This window comes from Acinetobacter entericus (genome assembly GCF_026168575.1).
Taxonomy (GTDB): Bacteria; Pseudomonadota; Gammaproteobacteria; order Pseudomonadales; family Moraxellaceae; genus Acinetobacter; species Acinetobacter bouvetii.
In genome coordinates this window covers 47536-69385 of the sequence record NZ_JAPEQW010000018.1, presented here as the reverse complement: position 1 = coordinate 69385, position 21850 = coordinate 47536, and the positions used below count along the sequence as shown (strand labels likewise).

Genomic DNA, 21850 nt, shown 5'->3' with positions numbered 1-21850 from the left:
CAGCAGCTTAATCATTCCTTAAAATTTACAGCATTATTAATTTTATTCATCAAGCTGGAGCATTTTTGCTCTTGCCTTTTGCTCAAAAAAGCGTTGTCATTACCGAACTTTTTTTCAAATTAGCTGATGGATATGCCTAATTTAGAAACAACACGTCATTTTGATGTGATCATTGTGGGAAGCGGCGGTGCGGGACTCAGTTTAGCCTTATCATTGCCCGATCATTTCAACATTGCTGTTTTAGCCAAATCAACGCTCACGGATGCAAGTACATATTTTGCACAAGGCGGCGTAGCTGCGGTTTTAGATAAAACAGATTCGATTCAGCAGCATATTGATGACACCATGATTGCCGGCGCACACCTGTGTGAACTGGATGCCGTTAAGCAAACAGTTGAAGGCGGCAAACCTTCTGTCGACTTCCTGCTGGAACATGGCGTGCAATTTACCCTGGATGAACAGGAACAGCTTCATCTTACACGTGAAGGCGGACATTCTCAGCGCCGCATTATTCACGCTGCCGATGCGACTGGACGCGCAATTTCAACAACACTGGTACAGCGCGCCCAAGAAAAATCCAACATCAGCATTTTTGAAAATTATATTGCCATTGATCTGATTACTTCGCAAAAGCTGAATCTTGGCGGTGAAAACCGCGCCTTAGGCCTCTATGCGCTGGATGAGAAAAACGAAAAAGTGCACACCTTCCTCGCGCCATTTACTGCATTGGCCTGCGGCGGCGCAATGAAAGCCTACCTTTATACCTCTAATCCGGACATTGCCACAGGTGACGGCATTGCCATGGCGTACCGCGCCGGCTGCCGTGTGGCGAATATGGAGTTCAATCAATTCCACCCAACTTGCCTGTATCATCCGCAAGCGCGCTCGTTTTTAATTACCGAAGCCATGCGCGGTGAAGGCGCTTATTTGCGCCTGCCAGACGGCGAACGCTTTATGCTGCGTTTTGATGAGCGCGCTGAACTTGCGCCGCGCGATATTGTTGCGCGCGCAATCGACTATGAGATCAAGCGCTTAGGTATCCGCCATGTCTGGCTGGATATTACGCATAAGCCTGAAAGCTTTGTCAAAGAGCACTTTCCAACACTGTATGAACGCCTGCTGGAACTGGGCATCGACATTACCAAAGAAATGATTCCTGTTGTACCGGCGGCGCATTACACCTGCGGCGGCGTCGTTGTTGATGAAAACAGCCAAACCGATATTTCAGGTTTATATGCCATTGGTGAAACCTCCTACACAGGTTTGCATGGTGCCAACCGTATGGCCAGTAACTCACTTTTAGAATGTTTTGTTTACGGCATGGCAGCGGCTGATCACATTAAAACAGGCTTACAAAACAAGTACTCCTCACCTCAAGTGCCGGCTTGGGATGATTCACAAGTAATGAATCCTGATGAAGATGTCGTCATTCTGCAAAACTGGGATGAACTGCGCCAAACAATGTGGAACTATGTCGGCATTGTGCGCACCACGAAACGCCTGCAGCGCGCCCTGCACCGCATTGAGATGCTGAAACGCGAAATTACTGAGTACTATCAAGATTATCAGGTCAGCAAAAACTTAATTGAACTGCGCAACTTGGTGCTGGTCTCTGAAATGATTGTGCGCTGCGCCATGGAGCGTAAAGAATCACGCGGCCTGCATTACACTTTGGACTATCCTGAACTGGGGCCAGAGCTGCGTAAAACCGTGCTGACCCCTCCAGATTTTCAAGTGCAGCGCCCGCTGGTGAATTCAGAAGATCTGTCCGTATAATCCAGCAGCATCATTGCTTTTTATATTCAGCAGCCGAATGCCCTTCATTCGGCTGTTTTGCTTTTAAGCGGAGGATTTCCGTTCTGCATAGGCATCAATGGCTGCCCTAAAAGTATATAAATGCAGCGGGACTAAATCTTCTAATTTCTGATAGCCGCCAGCAAGTACAAACATGATTGGGATTCCGCTTCTTTTCGCTAATTTAAACACGGTTTCCTCGCGCTTTTGAATCAGTTCTGCGGTAAACCAGGACGAACCGAACTGATCAGCCTGATGACAATCCATCCCCGCCTGATAAATAATTAAATCTGCCTCCCAAGCCTGCGCCTGCTGAAAGCCTTCATGAACAGCCAAGGTATACTGCGAAAAACAGCCATGATCTTTATGAATGTGCCGTGTAAATGAGCGCGGATAGACTGGACAGCCATGGGCTAAACCATAAATGCTGAAATTGAATAGATTTTCCAAACGCAGGCTGAATTCTGCAGTGCCGTCACCGCCATGCTGATCGCAATCCAGTACAAAAATTTTCTTCTCAGGAAACTGCTGCGCGATCAGCGCCAAACCATTAAAAGTGCAATAGCCGCCGCCATATTCGTATTGCGCATGATGAAAGCCTTGTGCGATGTTGGCTGCAATGCCCTTTTGCCATGCCAGTTTGGCAGCCAAAAGCTGGCCCGCATTAATTCTCAGCACCGCATCACGCAATTGCTGATTCCACTGTTTAAAGCCTGAAAAAGTCGCTTTTTTTTCAGGCAACCCTGTATAAAAAGCATCAACATATGAAGGCTCATGCAGCTGCTTCAAAATCTCAATATCCAAAACTTCAGGCTCATGAAATTGAATATTGCCCCAAGTATGCAAAGCGTCGGCAACAAGCTTCAATTTTTCCATACTGTTGGTATGCGTATGCGCAAAATAATGCGGTGAATAACAGACATCGAGCATTCTGATTAACCTAACTGGGAAAGCGCTACATTCACTAACTGCTGCAATTCTGTTGTTCCAGGACTGTACAGGCCGTTGCTGACTTGCTGTTCAAAATGCGTGCTGAATGCACGTTTTCGGTTTTCAGGCGAAACAGCCAGCGTTGTTAAACGCAGAAACCAAAAACCGTTAATAGCGGAATGATGCATGATCTGCCCTTTAAACTCTTTGTTCGGGCGTTTCTGCTCGATGCTCCCAATGTCATACTCTGCAGAAAATAAAGATCCCGCAGGCAAGCGAATGCCATTCATAATGAGGGGCTGCAGGCTTATACAGGAATGGTTATCTCCCATATTCATTTTTTCCATCAGCAGCGGCTGATGATCATCATCGACAAATATATTGATTTCGCCTTGACGCAGCAAATAACGGTGCGCAATTTTCAAAAAGAAATCTTCCGCCATGGGGCAAGAACCGACTTTCGGCTTTTCTGTCAAATTGCGCAGTTCGACAAAGCCTGTTTGCTGTGCGGTCTTTGGCAGCAAAACATCTTCCAGCAAATGACAAATCAGTTTGCTTTCTTCTAATACAGCTTCACTGCCTAAGTGACGCAGTGACGTTAAGCGCGCACATTCAGATGCAAGGGTTTGCTTATAATCTGTTTCTGTACATGAGGCGAAAAACTGCTGCACTCCCGCCTGCTGATCCAAATTATGCCAATCATTCAGCTCCAGCCCATAAATACTAGCTATATCTATAATTTTTCTAATTTTTTTAGCGCCTGATACGTCAAACAGCTTGAGATCAGAAAAATCCGCCGCTCGGCGCGGCGTGTTGACATACTCCGCAAGTACGCGGGTAGCCTGTGTATAACCGCAGCCGCGGCGTTCGCTTTGATGTGAATAATGCTCATTCAGCATCTCACAGAGCTTATTCGACAACGGATGCACATGCGCTTTAAATAAACGGATAACTTCGTGATCAATTGCATCCATATAGTACCCCCCTCTGCATCTTGGCTTTATTATATTTTTTTACTTACTCGGCTGAATCAGCAATTTGCGATAAGAACCGCTTTCTTGCAAATGGCCTGTCAATCCTTTCCTCAAACTCAGAAACAGTACACATTTAAATCAGATAAAATGCAGCACCGCTCAAGGATCAACTCATCCCATATTCGCCGTACTATTCAATAAAACTTCTTGATTTATGATCTTCATTGGCGGAACAGAATAAGTCCCTGTCACATGCGCTACCGGGTCATTCATTTGATCAATCGAATAAATCCAAACTTCAGCCACAATCAGCGCCTTTCCTACTTTCATCAGTTTGCAGATACCCCGTAAATTTTGACCTGCAGACGGCTTGCGCAAGAAGTTAATATTCATATTGGTGGTCACTGCTAAACCGACAATCCCTATTTCCCCTAAGATGGCGACATACATGGCAAAGTCGGCCAAGGTCATCATGGTTGGCCCTGAAATTGTGTTGCCGGGACGCAAATCTTTGTCCCCCACACGCCAGACCAATGAAGCGCTTTTTTCCCCCACCTCTTCTATGTAACAATTCACTAAACTGGGTGCAAATTCGCGTTTTAAAAAATCAATAATTTCTTGTTTTGTACTTCGCATCAAAATCATCCATAAAAAAATCATCCATAACTTTCGCTATGCATGATTTTTAAATCAACTTGAATTTTAAAGCTATGACTTTTTTGACTTTTATGCAATTAAAAGCATCATCAATAAAAATTAAAGATAGGACAGCGCTTGAGCAAATACCTGATGCGGCAGCTGCGATGCATCAAGACGCTTGATCCGTTCCGGCTGACGTTTGGATAAAGTTTCATATCCCGCTCTTACTTTTTCAAAGAAGGTTACTTTCTCTTGCTCAAAACGGTCTAATGCGCCGCGTGCGCGGGCACGGTCCATACCCAGCTCAATCGGCGCATCCAGCCAAAACGTGCAATCAGGCATCCGGCTGACAAAGCTGTCATTCAGCACCTGCAGCTTCTCCTCGCTCAAGCCGCGTCCTGCGCATTGATAAGCAAAACTGGCATCCGTAAAACGGTCACAGAGTACAATTTTATCCGCCTGCAGCGCAGGCAGAATCACTTGTTCCAAATGCTGCGCGCGGGCGGCATACATCAGCAGCAGCTCAGTATCATGACTCATCTGCTCTTCATGATTCACAGACAGCAGCAGGGATCGGATTTGTTCCGCCATCGGCGTGCCGCCCGGTTCACGGGTCAGCACCACCTCTTTGCCTTGACTTAGAAAATGATCATAAATTTTACGGATGAGCGTGGTTTTGCCAACCCCTTCGGTGCCTTCAAAACTAATAAACATGCTCACTCCTTAATTTTTTGAACGTATAACAGCAAGATACTCTTGCACAGCGCGGTTGTGATCCTGCAGCGTTGCAGTGAATTTATGCCCGCCATTGCCTGTTGCAACAAAGTAAAGATTATTTGAACTATCTGGATGCATGGCCGCTTCAATCGCTTTCTTGCCTGGCAAGGCAATTGGTGTTGGCGGTAAACCATTGATTGTATAGGTATTATACGGCGTTGGCGTGCGTAAATCCTGACGGGTGATATTTCCTGTATAGCTATCGCCCATGCCGTAAATTACCGTGGGATCGGTCTGCAAGCGCATGCCTTGCTGCAAACGGCGGACAAAGACACCTGACACCTGCTCCAGCTCACTGTCCAAACTGGTCTCTTTTTCGACAATTGACGCCATAATCAGCGCTTCATACTTGTCTTTATACGGCAAGCCAGCTGCGCGGTTTTCCCAAGCCTGATCCAGGGTTTTCATTTGACGCGTATATAAATCTTTTAAAATTTTCTTATCCGACTCGCCCTTTGCAACAAAATAAGTATCCGGCGCAAATAACCCTTCAGGATGTGAATACGGAATATCCAAAGCCTTTAAAATCTGATCATAAGGCAGATTGCTGATGTCATGCGCCACCAGCGGGTCTTTCTGCAGCGCATTCACCAGCTGTTTAAATGTCGTGCCTTCAATGACTAAAATCCGGTTCATCTGCGCATTTTCAACATTGGAAATCATCACCAAGACTTCACGTATGCTCATGCCTTCACGCACTTCATACACGCCGGCTTTTAAGGTATCGTGAATCATAAATTTCTGATACAGCTTCAGCACAATAGGAAAGCTGACTTTGTCTTCTTTGGCTAAACGCTCAATAAAGCCCGAATAGGTATCGCCTGCACCAATGGCCAGCATCTGCTTTTTGCCTTCAATGGGATACTCTTTAAATAGGCTGGACCATAAAACAAAGCAAAGAATGATGGCAAAGGACAGCGCCGTCAGCCACGTAGCTTTCGGCAGCCTCCGCGGCTGCAGTTTTTTCTTTTTGGATTTAGGCTTAACTGAGGACATAATTTTAGCGGATTTGATTAAGTTTTAGGGTATGAAACAGTTCTGTACAGGCCTGAATATTCAGCGCTGCACCATTTAAGTTGAAGACTATTTTCATAGGATTCAATGCATTGCAAAAAAATACGTTTTGAAAATCCGGGATTTCATCCAGATCAATCTTGCGCTGTACACAGGCAATGCCATGCACCTGCATGCGTGATAAAATTTCAGCGCGCATAACGCCATGCACACCATTATAGCGAAGTTCAGGCGTAATCCATGTATCGTTTATTCGAATAAAGCAATTACTGCTCACACCTTCAACAATTAGGCCTTGCACATCCATTACCAGCGCTTCCGCCCATCCCTTCTGATCGGCCTCATGCTTCAGCATCACCTGCTCTATACGGTTTAAAGATTTCAAGCCAGTCAAATTCGGCATCGTCAGGCCAATGGCCTGATCCAATACGCCGCTCGAAATGGTCTGATATTGAAAATCTGCAACATCTTGAGGGTAATAGAAAACCCAAACATCGGCGGGATGATCCGGTAAGCTGTAGCCGCGCTGCCCCTCTCCGCGGCTTAAAATAATTTTTAAAGTGCCTGATGCAGCAGGATCAGACTGGCGCATGATATTCAGCGTTTGCTCAATCAACGTCAAATCTGCCTGCAAATACAGCCGTTGATTGGCATTTTGCAAACGCGCCATATGCAGTTCATGCAGCTCGATTACGCCATTGCGCAGGCGTGCCGTGGTAAAACACCCGTCGCCGTAATGAAATGCGCGGTCCAATACTGAGACTTCATTGATTTCCCGCGCATTTTTAAAATATGGCATAACGAGCATCCCGAAAATGATGGTTTAGTTTAAGAATACTGCACACAAATGAATAGCTTTTTTATTCATATCAAATTCGTTTCTTATTATTTTTTATACAAAACACTTCTCGCTATTCTTCGCTTAGTGAGCAGACATCATGCATAAATTAAAGTAAAGGATATCAAAAATGCGTTCATTAAAAATCGGGGTACTGGCCGCGCTTATTTCAGCGACATCATTCAGCGCACTGGCAAAAGACTTCTTAAATGTTTCATACGACCCAACACGCGAATTGTATGACAACTTCAATAAAGAATTCAGCACATACTGGAAAAAAAGTACAGGGCAAGACATCAATTTTAAACAGTCACACGGCGGCTCCGGCAAGCAAGCCCGCTCTGTTATTGACGGCCTTGATGCCGATGTGGTGACTTTAGCCTTGGCTGCTGATATTGATGAAATTGCGGAAAGAGGCCTGCTGCCTAAAGACTGGCAAAAGAAATTCCCGCAAAACTCCACACCGTACACATCGACCATTGTGTTCTTGGTGCGCAAAGGCAATCCCAAAGGCATTAAAGACTGGGGCGACTTAGTGAAACCGGGAGTAGAAATTATTACTCCGAACCCGAAAACGTCGGGCGGCGCACGCTGGAACTATTTAGCTGCTTGGGCTTGGGCCAAGCATCAAGCAGGCGGCAACGATGCCAAAGCGCAAGATTTTGTCCGTCAAATTTACAAACAAACCAAAGTGCTGGACTCCGGCGCGCGCGGCGCAACCACAACTTTTGCTGAGCGCGGCATAGGCGACGTCTTGCTGGCTTGGGAAAATGAAGCCTTCTTGGCCGTGCGCGAACAGCCGGGCAAGTTTGAAATCATCACCCCGTCGCTGTCTATATTAGCCGAGCCGCCAGTCGCTGTTGTCGAAAAAAATGCCAAAAAGAACGGCAATGAGAACATCGCAAAAGCCTATTTGAATTATTTATATTCTCCAGCGGGCCAAACTGTAGCGGCCAACAACTTCTACCGTCCGCGCAATGCCGCCGTCGCAGCTAAGTACAAATCTGTATTCAAACCGCTGAAATTGATCACCATTGATAAAGAATTCGGCGGCTGGACAAAAGTTCAAAGCAAGCATTTTGACAATAATGGCGTATTTGACCAAATCGTCAAAGCCAACAGTGTGAAATAAGTCTATCTATAGCATAAAACTGAATTGATATATCGGCTATTACGCTATAGCCGATATATGTAGTGCATATCGGAATCAATTTATCTTATTTATTCATATAAAATTCATTTTTTATTATTTTTTATGCATAAAGAATGGCGCTATTCTGCACTCATGTTATAAAACATTAAGAATTTTGAGGTCCTTATGAGCATTTCAGCAAAATTGAAACTTGGGGTGTTAGCCGCAGTTGTCTCCACGATCTCTTTAGGGGCTGCAGCGAAAGACTTCCTGAACGTATCTTATGATCCAACTCGCGAATTATATGAAGACGTTAACAAGAATTTCAGCAAATACTGGGAAAGCCGTACAGGACAAAAAATTAATTTCAAACAGTCTCATGGCGGCTCCGGCAAGCAAGCGCGTTCAGTGATTGACGGTTTGGATGCCGATGTGGTCACGCTGGCTTTAGCCGCTGACATTGATGTGATTGCGGAAAAAGCGAAACTGCTCCCTGCAGACTGGCAAAAGAAACTGCCGAATAACTCTACGCCTTATACATCAACCATTGTATTTTTAGTGCGCAAAGGCAATCCGAAAGGCATTAAAGACTGGGGCGACTTAGTGAAACCGAGTGTCGGCATCATTACGCCAAATCCTAAAACTTCGGGCGGCGCGCGCTGGAATTACTTAGCCGCATGGGCTTGGGCCAAACATCAAGCCGGCGGCAATGATGCAAAGGCGCAAGAGTTTGTGCGCAAAATCTATAAAAACACCAAAGTGCTAGACTCAGGCGCACGCGGCTCAACAACAACCTTTGCTGAACGCGGCATAGGCGACGTCTTGCTGGCTTGGGAAAATGAAGCGCATTTGGCCATTCGTGAACAGCCTGGCAAGTTTGAAATCGTGACCCCGTCATTGTCTATTTTGGCTGAACCGCCTGTGGCGATTGTGGAAAAAAATGCAGAGAAGAAAGGCAACCTTTACTTAGCCAAAGGCTATTTAAACTTCCTGTATTCTCCGCGCGGCCAGCAAATTGCAGCGCAAAATTTCTACCGCCCGCGTGATGCGAAAACCTTGGCGCAATATGGAAAAATTTTCAAGCCCTTGAAGCTGGTGACAATTGATCAAGAATTTGGCGGCTGGAACAAAGTGCAAAAAACGCACTTTGAAAATGGCGGCATCTTTGACCAAATAGTAAAGGCAAACAGCGCGAAGTAATTTCCGCTTTTTCTGAATTAGGAGTATTGACATGACGCATACCGTAATCGTTCCTGGTGTAGGCGGCAGTGAACAGCATCACTGGCAGTCTTGGCTGCAGCGCCAGCTCATGTCATGCTCCCGCGTTCAGCAAGAAGACTGGAACCGCCCCGTACTGAACGACTGGATTGCGCAATTTGTCCAAACTGTGTCGCCTATTCAGGACGATATCCAAATTGTGGCACACAGCTTTGGCTGCCTCACCGCAGTTGCTGCGCTGGCAGAGCATCCAGAACTCAATAGTAAAATCAAAAAATTGATTTTGGTTGCACCAGCCAATCCAGCCCGTTTTGGCGCTGCTGGCTTTGCCCGCGACAGTCAAAATGACTATGCGGCCTATTTCCATCAGCTTAAAATTCAAGTGCCCGCCACAATGATCATCAGTGAAAATGACCCTTGGCTGGCGTTTGATGATGCGCAGCGTCTGGCAAAGTCATGGAAGCTTAAACCCGTCAATGCAGGCTTGGCTGGGCATATTAATGTGGCGTCGGGTTATGGCCCATTTCCTGAAATTTTCAATTATTTAATTTCAGAAAAAGTAATGCCGCATATCAGCATTCCTGATGAGCGCAAGTATTTATTTAAATTTGCAATTTAATTACTGCAATCTATGCTTAAACCGAAATTTAGTTTTTGTCTTTTACTGACTGATATTCAGTCAGTTTTCTCTCTTTGAGGAGTAATCATGTCGCAGCGATCCCGAGTGCTGCCAGGATTTGGTCTGTCTTTAGGCTTTACCCTTGCGTATTTGTCATTAATCGTGCTGATTCCTTTATCTGCAGTTTTTATTAAATCGCTGGGTATAGGATGGGACGGTTTATGGGAAATTTTAAGTTCTGAGCGAATTTTAAAATCCCTTCAATTGAGCTTTAGCGCGGCAATTATTGCAGCTTTAGTCAATGTCGTTTTTGGCCTTCTGCTGGCATGGTGCCTGGTACGCTATAACTTTCCAGGCAAGCGCATTGTCGATGCCTTAGTAGATTTGCCTTTTGCTTTGCCGACAGCCGTTGCCGGTATTGCCTTAACATCTTTATATGCGCCTACGGGATGGATTGGTCAATATTTAGAACCGATTGGCATTAAAGTGGCCTATACCCCTATTGGCATTACCCTTGCCTTGATTTTTATCGGCATTCCGTTTGTTGTGCGTACCGTGCAGCCTGTACTCAGTGATTTAGAAACTGAGCTTGAGGAAGCCGCATCAGCGTTGGGCGCAAACCGTTTTCAAATTGTGACTAAAATTATTTTACCTATTTTATTCCCAGCATTACTGACAGGCTTTGCACTGGCATTTGCCCGGGGTGTAGGTGAATATGGTTCAGTCATCTTTATTGCAGGCAACCAGCCCTTTGAAACTGAAATTGCGCCTTTGATGATTATTTCCCGTCTGGAAGAATATGATTACGCAGGCGCAACCACCATTGCTGTCGTCATGCTGGTGATTTCATTTGCCATTCTGTTTCTCATTAACCTAATTCAAGCTTGGGCCAGCCGACGCACAGGGAGAACTGCACGATGAATACCAACAGCAATGCTTTAGCTGAAAAATTGCAATCGCGCGATGCAACCCGTGAACCGACCTGGATTCGCCGCCTGCTCATTACCATTGCCTTGATCTTCTTCATTAGCTGCTTAATGCTGCCCTTAGTCTTGGTCTTTGTAGAAGCATTTAAACAAGGTGTAGGGGTTTATTTCCAAGCTTTGGTGCATCCAGACACATTATCTGCGGTAAAACTCACGCTATTGACAGCAGTTATTGCTGTTCCACTGAACGTTGTATTTGGTGTGGCTGCAGCATGGACCGTTGCCAAGTTTAATTTCCGTGGCAAGTCTATTCTGACCACCATTATTGATATGCCATTTTCAGTATCGCCAGTTATTGCCGGTTTAATGCTGGTGCTGATTTTTGGCACGCAAGGCTGGTTCGGCGGCTGGCTGATGGATCATGATATTAAGATCTTGTATGCGGTGCCTGCCATTGTTTTAGCGACCATCTTCATTACTGTGCCTTTTGTTGCGCGTGAACTGATTCCTTTAATGGAAGCGCAAGGCACTGAAGAAGAAGAAGCTGCAATTGTGCTGGGCGCCAATGGCTGGCAAACCTTTTGGAAAGTCACCCTGCCAAATATCAAATGGGGCTTAATTTACGGCGTAATCCTGTGCAATGCGCGCGCAATGGGTGAATTTGGTGCGGTATCAGTGGTTTCCGGCCACATCCGCGGTGAAACCAATACCCTGCCGCTGCACGTCGAAATCCTTTATAACGAATATACCTTCAGTGCTGCTTTTGCTGTTTCATCCCTTTTGGCATTGCTGGCGATTGTTACCCTCATTTTGAAAACATGGGTCGAAATTCGCCAAGAGAAACAAGACAAACGCAATGAAGATTCAACAGCTTCTTAAGGAATGACCTCATGAGTATTCAAGTAAAAAATATTGAAAAACACTTTGGTGCATTCCATGCGCTGAAAAATATCTCCCTCGATTTCCCAGACGGTCAATTGGTGGCTCTGCTGGGGCCATCAGGCTGCGGTAAAACGACACTGCTGCGCATTATTGCCGGCTTAGAATCTGCTGATGGCGGTCAAGTCATTTTAGAAGGCGAAGATGCGACTAATGTTCACGTGCGTGAACGTGAGGTGGGCTTTGTCTTCCAGCATTATGCCCTGTTCCGCCACATGACTGTGTTTGACAACATTGCATTTGGCCTGCGTGTACGTCCGCGCGCGACCCGCCCGAATGAAGCTGAAATTAAAAAGCGTGTGACGCGTTTGCTAGACTTGGTACAGCTTGGCTTCTTGGCAGACCGCTACCCTGCACAGCTTTCCGGCGGCCAGCGCCAGCGTATTGCCCTTGCACGCGCTTTGGCTGTAGAGCCTCGCGTATTGCTGCTGGATGAACCGTTTGGCGCGCTCGATGCCAAAGTGCGTAAAGAGCTGCGCCGCTGGCTGCGTACTTTGCATGATGAGCTGCACATTACCTCTATTTTTGTGACACACGATCAGGAAGAAGCGCTTGAAGTCGCGGATCAAATTATTGTGATGAACAAAGGCAATGTTGAACAAATCGGTTCACCGCGTGAAGTCTATGAAAAGCCAGCAACACCGTTTGTCTTTGACTTTTTAGGTCAAGCCAACCGTTTTGAAGGTCAAAACAGCAATGGCATCATCCACATCGGTGAAGACCGCATTCAATTGCCGCAAGCGCCAAATGCGCCGCAAGGCCCAGTCATTGCTTTTGCCCGTCCTGACGAATTGCGCATTCATGCGCAGCCGCAAGAAAATGCTATTCAAGCAACTTTTCTTCGTGAGATTTGGATTGCAGGCAAAGTATTGGCTGAACTGAATGACCGTCAAGGCAATCTCATTGAAATTTCACTGACACCCGATGAAGCAAAATTGCACCAATATCGCCCTAATCAAACTGTATGGCTCAGCGCATCTGCTTTGCATTTATTTGAAAACCAAGTCGCTTAAGGCTTTATGATGGGGCATGGCGCCCCATCAATTTTGAGGTATGCAGAAACATGAATTTCCAACAATTAAGAATTATTAGAGAAACCGTTAGACAGAACTTTAATTTAACTGAAGCTTCCGCTGCGCTGTACACCTCTCAATCCGGTGTCAGCAAGCATATCAAAGATTTGGAAGATGAATTAGGGGTTCAGCTGTTTATCCGCAAAGGCAAGCGCCTATTGGGCTTAACTGAACCGGGGCAATCTTTGCTCGGCATTGTAGAGCGCATGCTGGTGGATGCCGAAAATATTAAACGCCTCGCTGATGATTTTAATAAAGTGGATGAAGGCACACTGACCATTGCCACAACGCATACCCAAGCGCGCTATGTCTTGCCGCCGATCGTCAATAAATTTAAAAAAGAATTTCCTAAAGTGCATTTGATTTTGCAGCAGGCCAGCCCAGTTGAAATTACTGAAATGCTGCTTCAGGGTGAGGCGGATATTGGCATTGCAACCGAATCATTAACTGCTGAAGATAACTTGGCCAGTGTTCCCTTTTATACTTGGCAGCACAGCATTATCACCCCGCAAAACCACCCGCTGACCGCCAACAGCAACATCACCATTGAAGATTTATCTCATTATCCAATTATTACATATCATGGCGGTTTCACGGGCCGTTCAAAAATTGATGAAGCTTTTGAAGAAGCCGGCTTTGATGTGGATATCGTGATGTCCGCTCTAGATGCCGATGTTATTAAAACTTACGTTGAGCTGAACATGGGGGTAGGCATTGTCAACAATGTCGCTTATGACGCGGAACGCGACTACCGTTTAAAGCAGATCCCTACGGATATTTTTGGCGTAAACACAACTTGGATTGCAGTTCGCAAAGGTCATCTGCTTCGCGGCTACGGCTATGAGTTTATTTCACTGTGCTCTCCAGACGCCGATATTAAAGCACTGAAAAAAGTGGCTTATCCAGACGATTGACAGAGAATATTTAAAAAAAAAGAGGCTTAGGTCTCTTTTTTTATCGTAATTACTTGTAAACGCCTGCATAATAGCCACATAAAACAAGAAATAAACAGGCCAGCCATTTCAATGAAACCCGCAGCATATTTTGCATTTACGCCTCTATGTCTGGCCCTGCACACGCATGCCGCGGCTTTAGAACGTTCAGGGCAAAGCATTTTGCCCTTTCTTGAGTCTGGCAATTACACAGAATTCAGCTATGGCGCAGTTGCAGGCAATCTTAGCGGTGAAAACTCTAATAAAGAACAATTATCTCAAGCGCTGAATGTGACTGATTTTTCAACCGGCAACTTAATTCAAGATTTTTTCTTTGTGCAAGGCGCTGTCAAATGGCAGCTGAATCCGCAAATATCCGCAGGACTGCTTTTTGACCAACCCTATGGCATTAAACTCAACTATGACTATTCCCCTGAATCTATTCTTGGGCATGAGCAGTTAGAAGCAATCAACATTCAGCTTAAATCACGAAATATCACGGCACTGATGGGCTATCAGCCCACTGAACGCTGGAACGTTTATGGCGGACTGGCTTATCAAAGTTTTGACGGACATTTAAACCTTTTTGGACAAAGTTTTTATGTCTTTAACGGGTACAGCGTGGAACTGAAAAGAGATAATTCTTTTGGCTGGCTGACAGGCATCAGCTATAGAATTCCAGAAATCGCATTTCGGGCTAATCTTACATACCGTTCTGAAATCAATCATAAAAACCAGGCCGAGGAATCATTACCGTTCTCCAGCAGTACTGTTTCCGATACAACCAAAATCACCACACCGCAATCCGTTAATCTTGATTTTATGAGCGCAATCAGCGCGTATAACTTAATTTACGGTTCGGCAAGATGGGTCAACTGGTCAGACTTTGAAATTAAGCCAAATGGCTTTAATGAAATCATTCAGCCTTATATTGCATATCTGCCGGCATTGGCTGATCTCAACTTAATTGATTATCAATCAGATCAATGGTCTGCCAAAATTGGAGTCGCGCATAAACTTAATGAACGCACCTTCGCCAGTTTAGAAACAGTCTGGGACAGCGGAATTGACAACCCCGCTTCGACCATCAATCCGGCCAATGGCTACCATGGTTTAGGTACTGGTTTTCGATATCAGCTCACTCCTAGAAAATTTTTTTCTGGCGGCATCTATTATTTAAGATTCAGACCCTCTAAAGCTGATAATAACATGATCACACTCAATTCAATTTCGACTTTACGTCACAAAGAAGCATGGGCATACGGCATAAAAATCGGACATTATTTCTAACTCATTATTAAATAAAAAAACGGACCGAAGCCCGTTTTTTTATTTAAAGCGAAAATCTAAAAATTACCAGTGGTAACTTACACCCACTTTACCCACAGGCATCCATTGATATTTATCGTCATTGGCGATTTGACGCGCTTCGTTATCAACAGCATCTTGAGCACTTGTTGGGTTTCCTGTAACAGGATCCAAGTTATATTGAGTTAATTTCACAGATGGATTACCAGTGTAGTATGCGCCAACTTCACCAAATACTCCCCAGTTTTTATTAATTTTAGGCGCCCAGCCCAAACCTAAATACGGTGCAATATCATTTTTATATGACATTTGACCGCGTACACCGCCTTGTCCGTCTGCTACGCTAGCGACTTGATAATTTTTACCATCAATTGATAGCGTTTCGCCCGGATTAATACGTTTTTCCAAGTCATAATCATTATCTAAATAAGCAACACCCGCTGCTACATAAACACCTTGCGCCCAACGGTTGGTGCTCGCCCCCCAAGGACGGATTTCAGCATTTAAGTAAACGTTATTGTTTTCCATATCCAAGTCGTATTTTGTTCCATTAACAGATACATCATCTGTCCAAGAAACATCGCCGCCATTATAGCCAAGCGCTAAACCTACGTATGGGTTTGCAGTCCAAAGCAAAGCACCGCCATAACCTGTTGTACCCGCTTCCAGACGCGCACCAGTCGGAATTAATTGGTTTTGATCAAAGGCATAGCCATCATGAACAACTGATGAATCTGCTGCTGCTGCGCCAGCTGCCGCCATAAGTGACGCTGCTAAAATTGTACGTAGAACTTTCATTGTGTTTCTCCTCAAATACAAACTTTTAGAAATTATTGATCATTTGCATGGTTCGCTTCGTCTTAGGGGAATATAAAGCAGTTATCGCTCATGGTTTATTCAAAAATTGCTTATTTTTTGTTATTTTTTGATACAATTCTAGCTGACTTGTTGATTATTAAAAATAATCCGTTCTATTTTTCAGCCGCATAAAAGAATAACGCTGTTTTTCTCCTATTTTAATAATAAATTCCGATCTATCGTTTAATTTCCATCTATTTTTAACTCAATTTAGTGTAAAATCTTGGAAAATTTTTTTCTGGAAGGAAGATCATGTCTCAGCTTTCAACTATCATTGAACAAGCTTTTGAAGATCGTGCAAATTTCACTGCAGCAGACTGCCCTGCTGAAGTGCGTCAAGCAGTTGAGGAAGCAATTGCTGGCTTAGATAACGGCACATTGCGCGTTGCTGAAAAAATTGATGGCGACTGGGTTGTTCATCAATGGTTGAAAAAAGCAGTATTGTTATCTTTTAAAATTAACGATAACAAGCCTATCGAGTCATGTGACCTTCGCTTCTACGACAAAGTAGACACTAAATTCAACGGCTGGACTGAAGAACAATTTAAAGCTGCCGGTGTACGTGTTGTACCGCCAGCTGTTGCGCGTAAAGGTTCTTTCCAGGCGAAAGGCGTAATTTTAATGCCTTCTTATGTGAACATTGGCGCTTATGTTGATGAAGGCACAATGGTGGATACATGGGCGACTGTAGGTTCATGCGCTCAAATCGGTAAAAATGTACACTTGTCTGGCGGTGTAGGCATTGGCGGCGTACTTGAACCGCTTCAAGCAAACCCGACAATCATTGAAGACAACTGCTTCATTGGCGCGCGTTCTGAAATCGTTGAAGGCGTAATCGTAGAAGAAGGTTCTGTGATTTCAATGGGCGTATTCATTGGCCAATCCACTAAGATTTTTGACCGCGCAACTGGCGAAATTCACTACGGCCGAGTTCCTGCCGGTTCTGTCGTTGTAGCGGGCAGCCTGCCTTCTAAATGCGGCACTTACAGCCTATACGCTGCAATTATCGTGAAAAAAGTGGACGCGCAAACACGTTCAAAAACAAGCTTAAACGACTTATTGCGCGACGACTGATTTCCGTCCAATTGATTTCGGAGTGAACACTCCACATCTCTACGGCCAGCAATGACCGTAGAGATTTTATTTTTCTGCATCTGGTTATTTTTTGTTATGAGCACTCTTCGATCTTCCGCTATTCCTGTTTCTGATCCATCTGCGGGGCTGCGCATCACGGAGATTTTCTATTCATTGCAAGGTGAGGCCAATACTGCAGGCTTGCCGACTGTTTTTATCCGCTTAACGGGTTGCCCTTTACGCTGTACGTATTGCGACACGACCTATTCTTTTGAAGGCGGTGAACGCCAGTCATTAGACGACATCATTCAAACTGCGCTCGATTTTAAAACGCCTTTTATTTGCGTGACTGGCGGTGAGCCGCTGGCGCAGCCGAATGCCCTGCCGCTGATGCAGCGCTTGGCGGATTTAGGCTGTGAAGTTTCTTTAGAAACCAGCGGCGCCTTAGATGTATCTAAAGTAGACCCGCGCGTCTCTAAAGTTTTAGATTTAAAAACACCGACCTCTGGCGAATCTGCACGAAATTTGCTTTCAAATATTGATTATTTAACTGAGCACGATCAAGTTAAGTTTGTGATTTGCAACCGTGAAGACTACGAATGGTCTAAACAGCAAGTCAAACAGCTTAAATTGAATGAAAAAGCCGGCACCATTTGGTTCTCTCCCGCATTTGCGGTCGAAAAAGGTGCTGTACGCTTGCCTCAGCTTGCGCGTGATCTTGCGCAATGGATTTTAGAAGACCATCTCCCTGTTCGTTTCCAGCTGCAGCTGCATAAATTGCTGTGGAACGATGAAACTGGTCGTTAAGTTTTATAGATTTTTTGGAGAAAAACATGCGTCCTCGCGCGATTGTACTGTTATCTGGCGGCTTAGACTCAACCACTTGCCTCGCTTGGGCTCAATCACAGTATGAATGCATTGCTCTGAGCTTTATGTATGGCCAGCGCTCTACCACGGAACTGGATGCAGCCCGTGCATTAACTGCAAAAGCGGGTGTAGAGCACCGTGTGATCAATATTGATTTAGGCAACCTTGGCGGTTCTGCATTAACAGATCATACAATTGATGTGCCTGATCATGAACAGGAAGGCATTCCTGTAACTTATGTTCCAGCGCGTAACACAATTTTCCTGTCTTACGCGCTGGCTGCAGCCGAAGTTTTTGGCGCAGAAGCCATCGTCATTGGCATCAATGCTGTTGATTATTCAGGCTATCCAGACTGCCGCCCTGAATTTATTGAAGCCTTTGCCAACATGGCGCGCCTTGCTACAAAAGTAGGCGTGGAAGGAAAACCCCTTAAGTTTGAAACACCTCTGTTACATTTATCTAAAGCAAATATCATTCGCTTAGGTATAGAACATGGCGTAGACTACAGTCAAACGGTGTCTTGCTATCAAGCAGATGACCAAGGTCGTGCTTGCGGTACATGCGACAGCTGCCGTCTGCGTAAACAAGGTTTTGCAGATGTAGGCGTTGAAGATCCGACACGTTACATACCGAAATAACAAGGTAGGGTTTATGAAAATTTTAAGATCAAACATTATTCTTTCTGCTGCAGTTTCTGCCGCAGCGCTGTTTGCTTCAGCAGCTCATGCTGACAATGAAAAGCTTCAGCAGGCCTATAAGAGCACTAACGTAAAATCTGCGTTAATTAATGTTTGTAAAGAAGAAACAGGCAAAGGTAAAAAATTGTCTGCCGCTGAAGTCAGCAAATACTGCTCTTGCGCAGTAGAAGCCGACGGCCGTTTAACCAATGCTCAAAAATGGGAAATCCAAAGTACCATTAACCAAAAGAAAAGCCCTGCAACTTTAGCTTTTGTACAAAAGCAAAATAAAGATTTGCAAGCATGTTTCGGCCCTCAGTTAACTGGCAAATTAAAAAACTTAACTGAAGAAGCGATGAAATCTGCACAAGCTGGCAAATAATTTACTGCTGCTGTAAAAAAGCCTGCTTTGAGCAGGCTTTTTTGTGAATTAAATTTAAGGAATGCTATGTCAAAATCGTGGCGAACGCCCCTGAAAGGCCAAAAATTCATTGCTTCATACAGCGGCGGCAAAGACAGCACATTAGCGCTGTATGCCGCACTGCAAACTGGTGAAGCGCTTGGGCTGATCATTATGCTTGAAGAGCAAGGCTTGCGCTCCCGCTCACATGCAATGCCCTTAGATATTATCTATGCACAGGCGCAATCGATAGGCCTGCCAATTTTCACTGCAAGCGCCAACTGGCAAGATTATGAAGCTGAATTTTTAAAACTGCTTGGCAAAGCGCAAGATATGGGCGCCCAAGCCTTAGTGACCGGCGATTTAGACCTGCCTGAACATGGGTGCTGGCATGAAAAAGTTGCCATGCAGGCTGGGCTGGAACTGTATATGCCGCTTTGGCAGCGGCCGCATTTAGAGGTTGTCCAGGAATTTATCAAACATGGATTCCGCACCATCGTGACAACAGTCAATTTAACCCTTGGAATGACAGCAGATGATCTCGGGCAAACGCTAAGCTTAGACTATATCCAGGCTTTGCAGCGCAGAGGCATTGATCCTTGCGGTGAAGGCGGTGAATTTCATACCACCGTACTGGATGGCCCTCTATTTAAAAACCCGATCGCTGTACGCCAAGGGGAAATTCTGTATCATGATGATTATGCATTCTTAACGCTTGAATTAGAACATCAGTCAATTTTTTGAAGGAATCTGTATGTCAGACATTACTTTACCAAATCAAGCATTTCCTGCTACAACAGGCGAAATTAACCTTGCTGAACACCCAGCGGAATGGCTGATTGTGTATTTTTATCCCAAAGACTCAACCCCAGGCTGTACCACACAGGCTATTGGCTTTTCATGTTTAAAAGATCAATTTGATGCGTTGAATACCACGATTATTGGCATTTCACGCGACTCTGTAAAAGCGCATCAGAACTTTACAGAAAAGCAGAACCTGACTATTAATTTAATCAGTGATAAAGAAGAAGTGCTGTGCAATCATTTTGATGTGATTAAAGAAAAAAACATGTATGGCAAAAAAGTCATGGGCATTGAACGCTCAACGTTCATTTTCCACAATGGCAAACTGGTAAAAGAATACCGCAAAGTCAAAGCGGCAGGCCATGCAGAGCAAGTTTTAGAAGATATTAAAGCGCTGCAGGCTTAATATCTTCACAGATTAGAGCCCGATCTTCGGGCTTTTTTATGTATTGAACAGCAATGAAACTGCAATCCCCCACATCACTAAGGCAATGATGCCATCCAAAAACTGCCATGCTTTCGGGTTTTCAAATACAGGGATCAAAACCCGCGCCCCATAGCCCAATGCAAAGAAAAACAGCCATGATGCAGAGATTGCACCGAGCGCGAAATAGGCTTGATCAGCAAACTGCGTCGAAATTGAACCCAGCAGAATCACTGTATCCAAATACACATGCGGATTCAGCCACGTCAACGCCAGGCACATCAGCAAAGTTTGAGTCAAACTGCTTGCACTGTTTGCACTCAGCTGCATGACAGATGCAGATTGAAGCACTTGTGCAGCATGCTGAAAACCATACCAAAACAAAAAAAGCGCCCCACCCCATTTAGCAAATTGAATAATTTGCGGATAGTGCAGCAATACCGCTGAAAAGCCTGCCACGCCCAACAGAATAAGCAGCGCATCTGAAAGCGCGCATGTAAAACACACCCAAAATACGTGCTGCCGCTTCAGCCCTTGCTTCAAAATAAAGGCATTCTGCGCGCCAATGGCAATAATTAAGCTGAAACCCACAGCCAGCCCTTGCAAATATGTATTCAGCATTGCGCTACCGCATCAAAAAAATTGATGCATTATCTATTCTTATGAACAAAATTAAGTATTATTTAATAAATATCAACTTAGCTAAATTTTATTAAGTTTACTGCGAGATACATCATGCTCAATCATAAACAGTGCGACGCATTTCTTGCGGTTGCAGAAGCAGGAAGTTTTGACCTAGCCGCAGAAAGCCTCTGCATTACTGCTTCTGCGGTCACGCTGCGAATACAAAGCCTAGAAAAAACGCTGGGCCAAGTTCTGATTCTGCGTGAACGCCCCTGCAGAACAACGCAAGCCGGCCTGTCACTGCTCCACTATTTACAGCACAGCCGTTTGCTTGAGCAAAATTTCATTCAAACACTCACTGGACAAACTGATTCATTTCATCAGGTCAATATCGCCGCCAATGCAGATTCGCTGGCGACCTGGCTCTTGCCCTTACTCAGGCCAGCTTTGATCGAACACAAAATTACCGTGCATTTTCACGTAGATGATCAATCTAAAACTCATCATTTGCTGGAAGCAGGCCTAGTCAATGCCTGTGTCACACAAGAATCTCAGGCAATGAAAGGCTGCATTGCTGAGCACCTAGGCAGCATGAACTACCGCTTTGTTGCTGCGCCGGAATTTGCGCAGCAATGGTTTGCTAAGGGGGTGAGCCGCGATGCGCTCCGCCATGCGCCGGCGCTGATTTTCAATGAGAAAGACCAGATGCATACAACCACTATTCAGCAGCGGTTTGGACTCAATCCATCGCAATATCCGCATTATTTTATTCCATCTTCAAGCGCATTTTTCGATGCGGTCACAATGGGCCTAGGCTACGGATGGCTGCCGGATTATCAAGCTGGGCCGTATTTAAAAGAGCATAAATTAGTCGAGGTTGCACCTGAACTGCGTATAGAGCTTCCGCTTTTTTGGCATCACTGGAAGCAGCAGCCTGAAATGCTGGAACAATTAAGCGGCTTGCTTCTGGCTGAGGCGGGCCTGATCATGAATAATCCGCTGTATTAAA

The 21850-nt window shown here is 45.0% G+C and carries 24 protein-coding genes; 16 read left to right on the top strand and 8 right to left on the bottom strand.

Annotated features, from left to right (window positions below):
* Window positions 1-126: 126 nt before the first annotated feature.
* A complete protein-coding gene (nadB, locus tag OKC24_RS13785) occupies window positions 127-1776 on the top strand; it encodes an L-aspartate oxidase (protein ID WP_130147139.1) in 1650 nt (549 codons plus the stop codon).
* Between the two features lie 63 nt (window positions 1777-1839).
* Here the strand turns inward: nadB and OKC24_RS13780 are convergent, their stop codons facing one another.
* From OKC24_RS13780 to pabC, 6 genes are all read right to left on the bottom strand, one after another.
* Window positions 1840-2724: an arginase family protein gene (locus OKC24_RS13780; RefSeq protein ID WP_130147137.1), complete on the bottom strand. Its 885-nt coding sequence runs from the start codon at window positions 2722-2724 to the stop codon at window positions 1840-1842.
* 5 nt (window positions 2725-2729) lie between these two features.
* Window positions 2730-3698: a hypothetical protein gene (locus OKC24_RS13775; RefSeq protein ID WP_130147135.1), complete on the bottom strand. Its 969-nt coding sequence runs from the start codon at window positions 3696-3698 to the stop codon at window positions 2730-2732.
* Window positions 3699-3869: 171 nt separating this feature from the next.
* Window positions 3870-4334 (bottom strand): PaaI family thioesterase, encoded by a 465-nt coding sequence (locus OKC24_RS13770; RefSeq protein ID WP_130147133.1) that lies wholly within the window; start codon window positions 4332-4334, stop codon window positions 3870-3872.
* Window positions 4335-4454: 120 nt separating this feature from the next.
* A complete protein-coding gene (gene tmk, locus OKC24_RS13765; RefSeq protein WP_130147131.1) occupies window positions 4455-5051 on the bottom strand; it encodes a dTMP kinase in 597 nt (198 codons plus the stop codon).
* Between the two features lie 9 nt (window positions 5052-5060).
* Complete coding sequence (gene mltG / locus OKC24_RS13760; protein WP_130147129.1) at window positions 5061-6110, bottom strand: endolytic transglycosylase MltG; 1050 nt, start codon at window positions 6108-6110, stop codon at window positions 5061-5063.
* A 4-nt stretch (window positions 6111-6114) separates the two neighbouring features.
* Entirely contained in the window at window positions 6115-6927 is an 813-nt protein-coding gene (gene pabC / locus OKC24_RS13755) for an aminodeoxychorismate lyase (RefSeq protein WP_131275768.1), read from the bottom strand.
* Between the two features lie 169 nt (window positions 6928-7096).
* Between pabC and OKC24_RS13750 the strand changes: the two genes are divergently transcribed.
* From OKC24_RS13750 to OKC24_RS13715, 8 genes are all read left to right on the top strand, one after another.
* Window positions 7097-8098, top strand: a complete 1002-nt coding sequence (locus OKC24_RS13750; RefSeq protein WP_131275769.1) for a sulfate ABC transporter substrate-binding protein — start codon at window positions 7097-7099, stop codon at window positions 8096-8098.
* Between the two features lie 186 nt (window positions 8099-8284).
* On the top strand, window positions 8285-9298 hold the full coding sequence (locus OKC24_RS13745) for a sulfate ABC transporter substrate-binding protein (protein ID WP_130147123.1): 1014 nt from the start codon (window positions 8285-8287) through the stop codon (window positions 9296-9298).
* A 31-nt stretch (window positions 9299-9329) separates the two neighbouring features.
* The gene (locus tag OKC24_RS13740) at window positions 9330-9935 is read left to right on the top strand and encodes an RBBP9/YdeN family alpha/beta hydrolase (RefSeq protein ID WP_130147121.1); all 606 of its coding nucleotides are present in this window, start codon (window positions 9330-9332) and stop codon (window positions 9933-9935) included.
* 87 nt (window positions 9936-10022) lie between these two features.
* Window positions 10023-10856, top strand: coding sequence for a sulfate ABC transporter permease subunit CysT (cysT, locus tag OKC24_RS13735; RefSeq protein ID WP_005008737.1), 834 nt, complete (start codon window positions 10023-10025; stop codon window positions 10854-10856).
* Window positions 10853-11740, top strand: a complete 888-nt coding sequence (gene cysW, locus OKC24_RS13730; protein ID WP_005008735.1) for a sulfate ABC transporter permease subunit CysW — start codon at window positions 10853-10855, stop codon at window positions 11738-11740. The genes cysT and cysW overlap by 4 nt, the downstream gene beginning before the upstream one ends.
* 11 nt (window positions 11741-11751) lie before the next feature.
* Window positions 11752-12813 carry a sulfate/molybdate ABC transporter ATP-binding protein gene (locus tag OKC24_RS13725; protein WP_005008732.1) on the top strand — a complete coding sequence of 354 codons (1062 nt, stop codon included), beginning with the start codon at window positions 11752-11754 and terminating at the stop codon, window positions 12811-12813.
* Between the two features lie 50 nt (window positions 12814-12863).
* Complete coding sequence (locus OKC24_RS13720) at window positions 12864-13787, top strand: CysB family HTH-type transcriptional regulator (RefSeq protein ID WP_005008730.1); 924 nt, start codon at window positions 12864-12866, stop codon at window positions 13785-13787.
* A gap of 111 nt (window positions 13788-13898) precedes the next feature.
* On the top strand, window positions 13899-15095 hold the full coding sequence (locus OKC24_RS13715) for an OmpP1/FadL family transporter (protein ID WP_130147119.1): 1197 nt from the start codon (window positions 13899-13901) through the stop codon (window positions 15093-15095).
* Window positions 15096-15158: 63 nt separating this feature from the next.
* On the opposite strand, the gene carO is transcribed toward OKC24_RS13715, so the two are convergent.
* Window positions 15159-15911 carry an ornithine uptake porin CarO type 1 gene (carO, locus tag OKC24_RS13710; protein ID WP_130147117.1) on the bottom strand — a complete coding sequence of 251 codons (753 nt, stop codon included), beginning with the start codon at window positions 15909-15911 and terminating at the stop codon, window positions 15159-15161.
* Window positions 15912-16223: 312 nt separating this feature from the next.
* On the opposite strand from carO, the gene dapD reads away from it, so the two are divergent.
* The 6 genes from dapD to OKC24_RS13680 all read left to right on the top strand — a co-directional run bounded on the left by dapD (window position 16224) and on the right by OKC24_RS13680 (window position 20199).
* Window positions 16224-17045, top strand: a complete 822-nt coding sequence (dapD, locus tag OKC24_RS13705; RefSeq protein WP_130147115.1) for a 2,3,4,5-tetrahydropyridine-2,6-dicarboxylate N-succinyltransferase — start codon at window positions 16224-16226, stop codon at window positions 17043-17045.
* A 96-nt stretch (window positions 17046-17141) separates the two neighbouring features.
* A complete protein-coding gene (gene queE, locus OKC24_RS13700; protein ID WP_130147113.1) occupies window positions 17142-17852 on the top strand; it encodes a 7-carboxy-7-deazaguanine synthase QueE in 711 nt (236 codons plus the stop codon).
* Window positions 17853-17878: 26 nt separating this feature from the next.
* A complete protein-coding gene (gene queC, locus OKC24_RS13695; RefSeq protein ID WP_265465673.1) occupies window positions 17879-18550 on the top strand; it encodes a 7-cyano-7-deazaguanine synthase QueC in 672 nt (223 codons plus the stop codon).
* 13 nt (window positions 18551-18563) lie between these two features.
* On the top strand, window positions 18564-18971 hold the full coding sequence (locus tag OKC24_RS13690) for a hypothetical protein (protein ID WP_130147111.1): 408 nt from the start codon (window positions 18564-18566) through the stop codon (window positions 18969-18971).
* Between the two features lie 66 nt (window positions 18972-19037).
* Complete coding sequence (locus OKC24_RS13685; protein ID WP_265465671.1) at window positions 19038-19733, top strand: Dph6-related ATP pyrophosphatase; 696 nt, start codon at window positions 19038-19040, stop codon at window positions 19731-19733.
* A gap of 10 nt (window positions 19734-19743) precedes the next feature.
* Complete coding sequence (locus tag OKC24_RS13680; RefSeq protein WP_130147107.1) at window positions 19744-20199, top strand: peroxiredoxin; 456 nt, start codon at window positions 19744-19746, stop codon at window positions 20197-20199.
* A 36-nt stretch (window positions 20200-20235) separates the two neighbouring features.
* Here the strand turns inward: OKC24_RS13680 and OKC24_RS13675 are convergent, their stop codons facing one another.
* Window positions 20236-20838, bottom strand: a complete 603-nt coding sequence (locus OKC24_RS13675; protein WP_130147105.1) for a LysE/ArgO family amino acid transporter — start codon at window positions 20836-20838, stop codon at window positions 20236-20238.
* A 114-nt stretch (window positions 20839-20952) separates the two neighbouring features.
* Here OKC24_RS13675 and OKC24_RS13670 point away from each other — a divergent pair, with 114 nt between their 5' ends.
* Window positions 20953-21849, top strand: a complete 897-nt coding sequence (locus OKC24_RS13670) for a LysR family transcriptional regulator ArgP (RefSeq protein ID WP_130147103.1) — start codon at window positions 20953-20955, stop codon at window positions 21847-21849.
* Window position 21850: the final 1 nt, after the last annotated feature.